Here is a 13,312-nt window from a genome sequence, read left to right as displayed (position 1 = left end):
TTTGTATTATGAAAACATTTACCCTTATACTCAGTATTATTGCCATTGGATTAATAATTTACAATGTAACAAAACTAGATTTCGAAGGCCCTCTTAAAGGAGAAAGCATGATTGCTGCTATTACTATTTTAGCCTCTTTTTGTGCGTTATTATTACTTCAAATTCTAAGAGTTTCTAAAAAAATTGAAGCAAAGAGCAAAAGCTAAATGTTAGATACATTAATTATTGGTGGTGGAGCAGCTGGTTTATCTTGCGCTTTAGTTTTAGGCTCAGGTTTAAAAAAACCATTTGCCGAAGGTAAAAAAGTTGCCATAATTACGCATCAAAAAACGTCTCACTTACAAAACGCATTATTCAATAATGTATTAGGTTTAAAACCAGGTATTTTAGGAAAAGATATTTTAACTGAAGGCAAACAACAATTAGCAGATTTATATCCAGCGGTCATTCAAATTGAAAATGAAAAAGTTAACGCTATTTCTAAACTTTCTGAAGGCTTTTTAGTCGCTACAAATAAAAGAGAATACAATACCAAGCGTATCGTTGTAGCTGTGGGTTACACAAGTTTATTAACCATTGAAGGTTTAGAAAACTATATTAAACCACACCCAAGAGCTGCTGCCGAAAAGGACAGAATTTGGCTTGAAAACACAAATCATTTAATTGAAGATAATTTATATGTAGCTGGAACTTTAGCAGGTTGGCGCAGTCAATTTGCAATTGCTTCAGGAAGTGGAGCTCATGTTGCTACAGATATTTTAACGCTTTGGAATAATGGAAAACAAACTAAAATTCACGATAAAATTAGTCTGTAAAATCCTTATTTAAACTTAAGTTAATAACTTCATTAATGACGTTATCTCTTTGGTTTAATACTTCTTCAAAAGCACCATTACCAAAAATCTGATCTGCTAAAGCAGCTTTTATATGTTGCTTAATCTCTTCTTTGTATGTTACAAAAACAATATTAGTTTTTCGTTTTACATTTAAATACCCTTCAAAATCTTCAACCACTTGATCTGTAATTTCAAAGTTCAAGACATAGTCTTCTTTTGTAAAACCTTCAAAAACAGTTCTATCTTTTTCTAATTGCTCGAAAGCAAAATTATTTATATAACCTCGCCGTTGTAAAAATGTAATAGTTTCGTTTTGCATTCCTTCGTCTAAAGGCACAAAAACATCAGGTATTATTCCTCCTCCTCCATAGACTATTTTACCTTTTGGAGTTGTAAATTTTAAAGAGTCTGCAATTTCAATTTTTTCTGGATCAAGTAATTCACCGCTATCTATTCTTGAATAATAGTCATCGAAATAATCTCTATTCCCTTTTTTGTAAGAACGCTGAATAGAACGCCCTGTTGGTGTATAATAACGAGAAACAGTTAATCTCACAGCGCTTCCATCTCCTAGTTCCATTTCGCGCTGTACTAAACCTTTACCGTAAGAGCGACGGCCAATAATAGTCCCTTTATCGTTATCTTGTAAAGCACCAGCAACAATTTCGCTAGCTGAGGCAGAATTTTCATCTATTAAAACATAAACGTGACCCTCTTCGAAAGAGCCTTTACGAGTGGCAAAACTTTTTTCAATTTTACCGCTTTTATTTTTTGTAAAAAGAATGAGTTTATCATCTTCTAAAAATTCATCTACAATTTTTACAGCAATGCCTAAAAAGCCACCAGGATTTTCTCTTAAATCTAATGCGATTTCCGTAGCTCCGGCATTTTTAAGGGTTGTTAATGCTTTTTTAAATTCTTTATAAGAAGAATCTGCAAAACGATTAAGCTTTATATAACCTAAAGTTTCGGTTAACATATAGGCCGCATCGACGCTTACAATTGGAATAATATCACGAGTTATTTTAAACTTTAAAGGTTTCGCCTCTCCCTTTCTAATAACTTCTAGAACAACATCTGAATTTTTTGGACCCTGAAGCTTTTTAACCAAATCGCCATTTGTTAAATCTCTACCAAAAAGCGAATCTCCATCTGCAGTAATAATACGGTCTCCTCCTTTTAAACCAGCACGTTCACTTGGTCCTTTTTCAATAGTTCTAATTACAGTAATAGTATCGTTGTGCGTATAAAAACTCATACCAATACCTACAAAGTCTCCTTTCATGTTTTCGGAAGCACTTTTCATAGCCTCTTTAGGAATGTATACAGAATGTGGGTCGAGGTATTCTAAAATACCATTAACTGTAACATCTACAATACTGTCTGTATTTACATCTTCAACATAATCATGGTCTATATAATCTATAAGCCTATTAAGTTTATCTTTTTTACTATTAGAAGTAAAAAGACTGTCTGACTTATCATTAAAATCTAAAGAACCACCAATAAAAATACCTACCGCAATTGCGGCACCTAAAAGTAAAGGCAGAAATTTTATTTTTAATTTCATTTGTATTTAAATACTTTTTTAAGCTGTTAAGTCTTCAATTTGGACAATTTCAATACCAGCTTTTTGTAAAAATCGCAATCCAGAATCGTCTTTATAACCTTCTTTATAAACTACACGAACAATTCCAGCTTGATGAATTAGTTTACTACATTCTTTACAAGGTGATAATGTTATATATAATGTAGCGCCTTGACAAGATTGTGTAGAAGATGCTACTTTTAATATTGCATTAGCTTCTGCATGTAAAACATACCATTTTGTATAGCCTTCGTCATCTTCACAATAATTCTCGAAACCCGTTGGAGTGCCATTAAAGCCATCACTAATAATCATGCGTCCTTTTACAATTAATGCGCCAACTTGCTTGCGTTCACAATGCGATAATTTACCCCATTCTTTTGCAATTCTTAAATAGGCTTTATCGTATTTTTTTTGTTTAATTTCTGGCATATTTACTGTAATTATTTCTAAAACCGAAAAAACTGAAGGGTTTTCAGCTTAATCTCAAATATAGAAAATACATAGTGCATATTACACTACTAACAACGAAGATAGCGTGTTAGTATTTTATTACAATTCAAATAATGAAGATTTATGAAAACTTTATCGTATTCTACTTTAAAAGCGGACTATTTAATAACATTGGAATTACTAAGCCAACAACAATAGCCGAAACTACCATTATCCAATCGCGTTTAGTAAACCTAAAAACCGTTTGCGTTATATAACCCAAAAGCAGCAGTACAATGACTATAATTACTTGTGACAACTCAATCCCTAAAGCAAACTCAAGAAGCGTTAACAGCTTATTATCTTCACCGCCAACCAATAGCTTAAATTCTCTAGCAAAGCCTAAGCCATGTACTAAGCCAAAAAATAATGTTGAGATAAATAGTGCTCCTATCTTTGTTTTTTCTGATGCTTTTCCAGAAGTGAAAATATTAAAAATAGCGACAATTAAGATTGTAACTGGAATTAAAAACTCTACTAGGTCTCCAGAAACTTTTACAACGCCATAGGTCGAAAGTATAAGTGACAAGGTATGACCAACCGTAAACATAGTTACTAATAATAAAACACGCTTCCAATCTTTAAACACGTATGGAACTGTTAATACTATTAAAAATAACACATGGTCATAGGCATTAATATCTAAAACGTGATTAATTCCATACTGTACGTTAAACCAAAATTCTTGAAGCATTTTATATATTAATTAAAGTGTTGTAAAGGTATAATAAAAAGTATAAATCGTCAAGAATTCATCAATTAACGTCTGTTCTTTTATTTAGCTAAATATTAATAGAAATATACTATTTTATTTTTACTAAGCTTTCACGTTTCCGCACAAACATTTAGTTATGATGCTGCACTATCAATATCAAATATTCCAATAGATTTATGTGACACTACAATTATTCCCACAATACGCATTACAAATAAGGGAACCACTACACTAACAAGTGTAACCATTACTCATCAATTAGACACAGGTACTTCCGCAATAATTAACGGGACAGGAAGTTTAATAACGGTTGCTTTTGAAGATATTAATTAAACGCAATTGCTGCAAGTGGAACTGGTGCGCATGCATTTAATGTTTCTGTTTCAAATCCTAATGGAAACGCAGACGAATCAGCTTTAAACGATTCAAGTACATTAAACTTTAACATCCCTAATTCGCATGAAACAACAACTATTCGGGTAGTTATTACGCCAGATCGTTACGGTGCGGAAACAACTTGGGAAATAACAAATTCATTAGGTACATCTATTGGCAGTGGAGGACCTTATTCAACCACAGGAACTAACGCCGCTCAACCAGACGAGATTCAAGATGTAATGATCACTAATTTTAACGAGTGCTACACCTTTACTCTAAATGATTCTTTTGGAGATGGAAATTGTTGTGCATATGGATTAGGAACCCTTAGACTAGAAGATGGAAGTGGTGCTGTTCTCTTTAACGGTGATGGCAATTTTGGCGCAACTACCTCTCATTTATTCTTAGTAAATCAATCACTAAATTTAAATAATAATGAGCTTGTTGACACTTTAAAAATATATCCAAATCCTTCATCAAATATATTTAATATTAACACTGGAGATCTTTCAAAATTATCATACGACATTATTAATATAATTGGACAAAGCTTACAAAAAGGTGAATTTAATACTGGTATAAATTCTATTTCTTTAAAAAACGAAGATGATGGTTTGTATTTTATTAGAATTATTAACACAGAATCTAATGTTAGTCTTACTAAAAAGTTAATCAAAAACTAACTAAAACACATTTAACAGACAAAAAAGTATCCACATTTATTAATGTGGATGCTTTTTATTTTAATATTATACTTATAAAGTAACCCTATTAAGGTATTCTAGTATAGCTCTTTCACCTCCAACATAAGTGTCAACGATCTTCGTATTTGAGATTTGTTTATAGAATTTCATTAGTATTTATATAGAACCTTATAAATACTACTGCACACTATGTTCTACAAAAACAGATTCTTAATCGAAATACTTAACATGCTCAAAAGTCGCTATAGATTGTTAGAGTAATTATATAATAAATAAAGTAAAAAATTTAAACAACACACACACAACACCTTTTACTATAAGCTATTACAGCCTTAAAAAGTGTTCAAAGTAGGAATCGAACGCACACTTCTCAAGAAACTGGGTATTGAAATTAATAAGCGATATACAGTTGGCGTAAAGAGTACTTGTTATCAATGAATTAAAACGAATTGAAAGACGTTTTATAAAATATTTAGACCCTCTTAGATACTTGCTTTAAGTTGTGAAACAATAGCTTTACCATCAAAAGCCAACTCATTTCTTATCTACTACTATAATTTTAATTCCCTTAAGTGCGTGAGGTATGTTATACTTACTTTCAACTCTTTGTCTTTTATTAGCACAGTGTTTTTTGTTTTCTCTGTAATCTTATCAATCCGCACAAAATAGGAACGGTGAATTTTTAAATAATTACTCTTATCTGGTAATTCATTAAAAATCTCACTGAGTTTGCTTCTTACAACATGTTTTTTATCTTTAAGATGGATCTCACAATAATTCTTAGATGATTTTACATAAAAGATATGATGAGAGCGTATCTTTATTTCCTTCCCTTGCTCTTTTATTACGATATAGTTTTCATCTGCTTTTAATTTTCTAGCGATAATCTTAATGACTTTATCGAATACCATTTTGTTATAGAGTAATATTCTATACTTAAATATCAAATAAATTATTAGAAGTAAGAACAAGGAAATGGTAATAACAAAACTCATAGTAAGATAAAAAGGAGGTAGTATTACAAACCTAACATCGAGACCTTCATCCCAGTGAATATCATCTATAGAAGCTTGAATTTTTAATTCATAAGAGCCTGGTTCAATATGAGTATAAGTCAACGATCTATTTTTGGTATAGCTCCATGCTGCTTCTGAAGTTAATTTGTGTCTAAAGTTTAGTTTTGTATTGTCTTTAAAATAAATTGCGTCATAATTTATTCTTAGGTTGTTTTCATTAAAATTAAGGCTAGTTAAACCATCAATTAAAGTAGGTGTGTCATTTACTGTAATATCTTTAATTTGTAAGTGTAAATTTAATTTTGGGGAAGGCTTATTTGGTATGTTATATGGTGTTTTTAATAACCCTGAATTTGTTCCTACCCATATAGAATCTCCAATGAATTCAACATCTGAAACATCGTAACCTAAAAGACGGTTAGAAGAAAAATGCCACTTACCTTCCTTAAAGACAGCTTCACTCAGTCCTTTTTTTGAACACATAAAAATTGAGGAATCATTTTTAACAACCAACTCATTAATTATATTGCTAGGGAGCCCGTTTGAAGTTGTTATCTCTTGAACAAAGTGTCCAGATTTAAAAATCTGCACACCATTACCGTGAGTAGCATAAAACTCGAATGCATTAATGCCTTCAATATCATCAATTCTATATTTTAATTTTTCATCTTCTATTTTAATTAATTCTGAATTATCAAACAATTTAAAAGCGCCTAATTTTGTACCTAGAAGATAAGACTCCTCTCTCTTGAGAATTTTTGAGACAACCAAAGAAGTAATGATTATCTCAGAACTTAATAACGGGTCTATGAAAAACTCTTCAGTTTCGGAATTAAATGGAGTACCAGATAAATATTTTAAATGGTGACCATATAAATCAAAAGTATGATGCGAAACCCATGTTATTTCAGGAATAATGTCATAATATGAGATAGGTCGTAAATAAGTTCCAGAATTTTTAATAATGAGGCATATTTTTCCATTCTTAATTTTTAATAATGACTTGTTCTCTAAAGAAACATATAAATCATCCTTTTTTGAAACACTTAATTTATGGACTCTGTCTCCATTAAAATCATCAACTTCAACCAAATTTATATTCGAAGTGTAAAAGACCCCATCCGTTAATGTACTAAACCACAAACCATTTCTATCGTCTTTAAATATATGGGTTCCTGAAACAGATTGGAGGTATCTTTTTTTGAGAGTGCCATCAAAATTGTAGATCCCAAATCCTCCTAATTCATAGGCAACCCAAAACAGGTTGTCATCTAAAACGCCAAAATTTAAAGGCTGTTTACCTTCTTCAACAGCGCAAATAAGTTCATCACCAATTTTTATATACACTCCTCTAGCAGTAGAGAACATAGAATATTTACCATGTTGTTGAATATGGGAGTATTGAAAATTAGTATATGGTGACGATGAAACGAATTTATCATTTTTGGTTGATTTTTGGCTATCAAGCGTTTTACCTATAAAACCAAAAAAAATACCCTCTATTTTTTCAATAATTAATGATTTAGAATAGTTTTTGACCTCTTTACTAGTATTAGATACTATAGTAGTGTCTTTTGTGATTTTCACCTTTCCAACTGCATTAGAGTAAGATAGGTAAATGGTGTTGTCATCTAAAACTAGTAGATCTTCTGGCGGGAAGTTTATAAAATTACCAGGGATGTTTAGCTGAAAAAGAGGTTTTTTAAAAATGTAGTCTTTAGGGTTAAAGTAAAATAAAGTACTATTATATGTTGTGCACCAAATATCACCATTTTTTTGTGGAAAAAACTTGAATACAGTATTACTGGTAATGCCATCCTCTATTTTAAAATTTTCAAACTCCTTTCCATTGTATTTTGAAATCCCTGCATCTGTAGCAAACCACAAATAGCCATTCACATCTTGATAAGTATCATATACTTGCATACTAGGCAAACCATCTGCCATTGTTAAGTTTTTGTATACAGGTTCTTGACCTAAAGCTACTTGAATAAACAAGAGTTTAAAGATAGTAAGTAGGCAGTACTTTAGAGTTCCGTTCATTGTTTGTAAATATAATGCTTGATCAATTAAAGTGTGTGAAAATTTTAGTAATTACAAGCGCTAGGGATGAATTTTACATAAATAGGTATGAAATTACTTCCCTATTTTACAGTAGCAGGTAACATTTACTTTTTAATAGTTGTATTTAGAGTCATTGATAATTAATGTTGTAAGTATCTAAAACTTACACATTTTATTATTATGAAAAAACTACTACTTATTTGCGCTATTTTCTTTTTAGGAAATCAATTTATTAATGCTCAACAACTTCTTCAAGAAAGTTTTGAGACAGATGGACAAGGAACTAGATATACTTCAAACCCATTCAAAGCTAGTTGTGACTTCTTTCAAAGAGATACCAATAATTCTATAGCTTGTCTTACAAATAACCCAACAGGACTTGACGGCTCTTTTTACTGGGCTGGTGAGGATACAGATAGCAACCCAGATAACACAGGTACTGGAATTGTAACATTAAATGCTGTTACAGTAACAGGCTTAGCTATAAACGTTGATGTGTTGTTAGGGTTAGGAAGACCAAATGATGGGCGTTTTGAACCAGATGATGAATTGCTATTTCAATACAATATGGATGGTGGAGGTTGGATAACTTTTGTCGCTTTTTACGGAACCAATGATTCTACAGGTGCTCATTCAACTGGAAATTTACTACAAGATACAAACCTAAATGGCTCTTATAACATTGGTGCTCCAGAGATTAATAGTTTTGCAATGCAGAATTGGAATTTCACCATTCCTACAACAGGTAATAATTTGCAGGTTCGTTTTGTAATGGGACAAGACGCAGGAGGGGGAGAAGAAATAATTATTGATAACATTCGTATTAATGGTTCTGTACCTGGACCAACTTGTTCAGATCCGGCCGTACCAGCAGCTTTAGTGGCAACACCAAGTACAATATGTACAGGGTCAACTTCAACTTTAACATGGTCGGGTGCATTAAATGATGCTACATTGTGGCATATATATACAGGTTCATGTGGTGGGACTCAAGTTGGAACTTCTGCAACAAACTCATTTACAACAGCTGCATTAACCGGTTCTACTACATTTTATATTCGTGGCGAAGACGGAGCAGCTTGTGTAGATGAATCCACTGGATTGTGTGGTCAAATAATTGTAAATGTAAATGCTTTAGATAACGCTTCATTTAGTTATGGTGCTGCTGCCTATTGTGCAGACGATTCGGATCCTTCTCCAACAATCACAGGAATAGGCGGCGGAACATTCTCAAGTACAGGTAGTTTATCAATTAATGGTTCAACAGGAACTGTTGATGTTTCGGCATCCACACCAGGAAGTTATACAGTAACATATACAACATCTGGACTTTGTCCAAACAGTTCTAATGTTTCGTTCTCAGTTAATGCATTAGAAAACGCTTCATTTAATTATGGCACGTCTTCTTATTGTCAAAACAATTCAGACCCAATACCAACAGTTACTGGAGTTTCAGGAGGTACTTTTTCTGGTAGTGGCGGCTTATCAATAAATTCCTTAACTGGTTTAATTGATTTATCTGTTACTACACCTGGTCCTTATATAGTAACTTATACAACATCTGGTTCATGCGATAATAGTTCAAACGCCATTGTAACCGTTAATGCGTTAGACGATGCCTCATTTAGTTATGATGCGGCTGCTTATTGTGCAAACGATTCAGATCCAACGCCAACAATTACTGGTTTAGCTGGTGGCACATTTTCTTCAGCACCAGCAGGATTAGCTCTTACTCCAGGTTCTGGTGCAATTGATGTTTCGGCTTCAACTGCTGGAACGTATACAATTACTTATACTACAGCAGGAACGTGTCCAAGCAGTTCAAGTGTTTCTGTAACCGTTAATGCGTTAGACGATGGGTCATTTAGTTATGATGCGGCTGCTTATTGTCAAGATGCTTCAGATACTACACCAACCATTACTGGTTTAGCTGGTGGAACATTTACTTCTGGCGTCGGACTTACTATTAACGCTTCAACTGGTGCTATTGATGTTTCAGTATCAACTCCAGGAACGTATACTGTGACTTATACAACTGCTGGAGTTTGTACAAATTCATCTGACCAAACGGTAACAATAAACATAACAGATGATGCTTCATTTAATTATGCTGCATCAGCATATTGTCAAGATGCTTCAGATCCTACACCAACCATTACTGGTTTAGCTGGTGGAATGTTTGCTTCTGGAGCAGGACTTAATATTAATGCTTCAACTGGTGCTATTGATGTTTCAGTATCAACTCCAGGAACGTATACAGTAACGTATACAACTGCTGGCGTTTGTGCAAATTCATCTGACCAAACGGTAACAATAAACATAACAGATGATGCTTCATTTAATTATGCTGCATCAGCGTATTGTCAAGATGCTTCAGATCCAACGCCAACAATTACTGGTTTAGGAAGTGGTTCATTTTCATCGGCACCAGCAGGATTAGCTCTTACTCCAGGTACAGGTGCAATTGATGTTTCGGCTTCAACTGCTGGAACGTATACAATTACTTATACAACAGCAGGAACGTGTCCTAATAGTTCAAGTGTTTCTATAACCGTTAATGCTTTAGACGATGCTTCATTTAGTTATGATGCTGCTGCTTATTGCTCAGGTGACACAGATCCAAATCCAACAATCACTGGTTTAGCTAGTGGAATGTTCTCAAGCACATCCGGATTAGCTATTAATCCAACCACTGGAGCACTTAATATATCGGTTTCAACAGAAGGAACATATGTAGTAACTTATACAACAGCAGGAACGTGTCCGAACACTTCTAGTGCTTCGGTAACAGTTAATGCTTTAGACGATGCTTCCTTTAGTTATAATACTGCTGCTTACTGCTCAGATGACACAGATCCAACACCAATAATTACCGTAGTGGGAGGAATGTTTACAAGTGGAGCAGGATTATCTATTAATCCAACTACTGGAGCAATTGATGTATCCGCTTCAACAGCAGGCACGTATACAGTAACTTATACAATAGCAGGAACGTGCCCGAACTCCTCTAGTGCTTCGGTAACAGTTAATGCTTTAGACGATGCTTCTTTTAGTTATGCTGCTGCTGCTTATTGTGTAGATGATACAAATCCAACACCTACAATTACTGGTTTAGCTGGTGGTACTTTTTCATCAGCACCAGCAGGATTAGCTCTTACTCCAGGTACTGGAGCAATTGATGTTTCGGCTTCAACAGCAGGAACATATACAATTACTTATACAACAGCAGGAACCTGCGCAAACTCTTCAAGTGACTCAGTAACAGTTGATGCATGTGCTGGTTTAGAATGTACAAATGCAATTTCACTTGCGTCATTTTCATGTGGGACTTCAATATCTGTTTTGGGTAATACTGTAGGTGGAACAACTTCAACGGAAACAGGATTTTGTCGAATAAGTGCGGGTTCAGGAGGTGCCAACTGGTACACCTTCATTTCAGATGGAGCAAGATATACTGCTTCAACAAATAATGTAGGAACAGATTACGGAACTAAGATATGGGTTTACAGAGGAGTTTGTGGCGCTTTGATTTGTGTTAATCCAAGTACAGGAGGCACTATGAATTCTCAAATAACGTTCGACACATTTTCTGGAGAAACATTTTATATCGTTGTCGGTGGATCTGGTTCTAATGAAGGAAATTATGAAATGAGTCTTTCTAAAGCTTTAGATACAGCTTCCTTTACTTATGGTGCCACTTCTTTTTGTCAGGGTGAATCAAATCCAACAACAACAATTATGGGTTTAATTAGCGGGACATTCTCAAGTACTGCAGGGTTATCTATTGATTTAAACGGAACGATTAATCTAGCTACATCAACTCCTGGCAATTACAATGTAACTTTTACAACAAATGGAGCATGTCCAGATAGTACAGATGTTTCAATAACTGTAAACGGAATAGATGATGCAAGTTTTAGTTATCCTGCTGCTACATATTGTGCGACTGATATAGATACAACACCAACAATAACTGGATTTGCAGGTGGAATGTTCTCAAGTAGTGCAGGACTATCTATTAATGAAACTACTGGAATTATTGATGCTAGCACATCAACTCTAGGAACTTATACAGTTACTTATACAACAACAGGAACTTGTACAAATAGTTCAAATGCTAGTATTACAATAGAACCATGTCCACCTATAAATGATGAATGTACAGGAGCATTACTAATAAACTGTGGAGATGTTGTAATTGGATCAACTAGTTTTGCAACAGATAGTGGTAATAATGTATCCAACGATGTATTTTACACCTTTACAGATACTGTTTTACAAGATGTTAGTTTATCGCTATGTAATTCTAGTTATGACACTTATGTGAGAGTTTTCAACGATTGTCCGCAAACAAATGAAATTGCAGGTAATGACGATTCTGCTAATTGCTCAAATAATCAATCTGAAGTAACCTTTACGGCACAAGCAAATGTAACTTATTACATTATGATTGAAGGCTGGAATACTAGTTCTGGTGATTATGAAATGAGCTTGAATTGTATTACAAATGTACCAGCTCCCGGAAATGATTTATGCTCAAGTCCAACAACTCTTAGTTTAGGAGTAACTTTAACAGGAGAAACTACTGCAGGAGCTACAGATAATTCTACTGGAACATTAGACGATACGTTGTGTGATTCTTTTACATTTAAGTCAGATGTGTGGTACACATTTATCGCACCGCTTACAGGATTAGCCAATGTAACAACGGTTGTTTCTGGTAATTCAGATCAGGCAAATGTTGCAGTATATGCCTCACTAGATTGTAGTCAATTAGATGCTGATAGTATTGTTTGTTCTTCAGGTAATGGTGGTGAAAACATTGATTTAACAGGTTTATCAGTTGGACAAACGTATTATGTAAGAGTTTGGAGCGATGGTGTAGTCAGTAAAAACGTACAACTTGTAGAAGGAACATTTGATATAACTGTAACAGAAACAACATTATCTACAACAAACTTTAATACTATTGGATTTACTTATTTCCCAAATCCAGTAGACACTATTTTAACACTTAAATCTGAGGCTACTATTTCTCAAGTTAGAGTATTAAACATGTTAGGTCAAGTTGTATTAACAGAAACGCCAAATACAACATCTAAGCAACTAGACTTATCTAATTTACAATCTGGTGCTTATTTTGTTGAGGTTTCAATGGAAGGCACAAATGGTAATAGAACAAAAACTATACGTGTTTTAAAACAATAAATTAAACAAACTTAAAATGGGCTTCTATAATTATAGAGGTCCTTTTTTAGATATCCGTATTACAAAATTAGGACGTTGTAACTCGACCTTCCCTGAAATAAGGTTACCTAATTTTAAACATTAAGTGCAAAAAAATTGAGAAAGCTATTAAACGCTACAATGGACCACGTCAAAAAAATATTGAATTTGATGGTACACCTCAAGTATATTTAACTAAAACGTAATAACTTTCCTAAAAATGCTTACAGTAGATATGTGTCATTTAAAAAATGAAACATAAAATTATAGAGTATAACCAATAAACAAAGTGA

8 protein-coding genes are annotated in these 13,312 nt (G+C 33.5%); 4 read left to right on the top strand and 4 right to left on the bottom strand.

Annotation, left to right across the window (positions count from 1 at the left end):
- The first annotated feature begins 8 nt into the window (after window positions 1-8).
- On the top strand, window positions 9-206 hold the full coding sequence (locus tag RH82_RS11550; RefSeq protein ID WP_034060908.1) for a hypothetical protein: 198 nt from the start codon (window positions 9-11) through the stop codon (window positions 204-206).
- A complete protein-coding gene (locus RH82_RS11545; protein ID WP_034060905.1) occupies window positions 207-815 on the top strand; it encodes an FAD-dependent oxidoreductase in 609 nt (202 codons plus the stop codon). It begins immediately after the preceding gene.
- Here RH82_RS11545 and RH82_RS11540 read toward each other — a convergent pair.
- The 3 genes from RH82_RS11540 to RH82_RS11530 all read right to left on the bottom strand — a co-directional run bounded on the left by RH82_RS11540 (window position 805) and on the right by RH82_RS11530 (window position 3,610).
- The gene (locus tag RH82_RS11540; protein ID WP_034060903.1) at window positions 805-2,406 is read right to left on the bottom strand and encodes a S41 family peptidase; all 1,602 of its coding nucleotides are present in this window, start codon (window positions 2,404-2,406) and stop codon (window positions 805-807) included. The two genes, RH82_RS11545 and RH82_RS11540, sit on opposite strands and share 11 nt — an antisense overlap.
- A gap of 18 nt (window positions 2,407-2,424) precedes the next feature.
- On the bottom strand, window positions 2,425-2,856 hold the full coding sequence (locus RH82_RS11535) for a deoxycytidylate deaminase (RefSeq protein ID WP_034060901.1): 432 nt from the start codon (window positions 2,854-2,856) through the stop codon (window positions 2,425-2,427).
- Between the two features lie 163 nt (window positions 2,857-3,019).
- Complete coding sequence (locus RH82_RS11530) at window positions 3,020-3,610, bottom strand: HupE/UreJ family protein (RefSeq protein ID WP_034060900.1); 591 nt, start codon at window positions 3,608-3,610, stop codon at window positions 3,020-3,022.
- A 638-nt stretch (window positions 3,611-4,248) separates the two neighbouring features.
- Here RH82_RS11530 and RH82_RS11525 point away from each other — a divergent pair.
- Window positions 4,249-4,692: a T9SS type A sorting domain-containing protein gene (locus tag RH82_RS11525; protein ID WP_034060898.1), complete on the top strand. Its 444-nt coding sequence runs from the start codon at window positions 4,249-4,251 to the stop codon at window positions 4,690-4,692.
- A gap of 572 nt (window positions 4,693-5,264) precedes the next feature.
- On the opposite strand, the gene RH82_RS11520 is transcribed toward RH82_RS11525, so the two are convergent.
- The gene (locus RH82_RS11520; protein ID WP_034060897.1) at window positions 5,265-7,772 is read right to left on the bottom strand and encodes a ligand-binding sensor domain-containing protein; all 2,508 of its coding nucleotides are present in this window, start codon (window positions 7,770-7,772) and stop codon (window positions 5,265-5,267) included.
- A 201-nt stretch (window positions 7,773-7,973) separates the two neighbouring features.
- On the opposite strand from RH82_RS11520, the gene RH82_RS11515 reads away from it, so the two are divergent.
- Complete coding sequence (locus RH82_RS11515) at window positions 7,974-13,001, top strand: T9SS type A sorting domain-containing protein (protein ID WP_034060896.1); 5,028 nt, start codon at window positions 7,974-7,976, stop codon at window positions 12,999-13,001.
- Window positions 13,002-13,312 lie beyond the last annotated feature (311 nt).

The organism is Lacinutrix jangbogonensis (genome assembly GCF_000797445.1).
GTDB lineage: Bacteria > Bacteroidota > Bacteroidia > Flavobacteriales > Flavobacteriaceae > Lacinutrix > Lacinutrix jangbogonensis.
The sequence above is the reverse complement of the archived record's forward strand: the minus strand, read 5'-3'. Positions and strand labels throughout refer to the sequence as shown.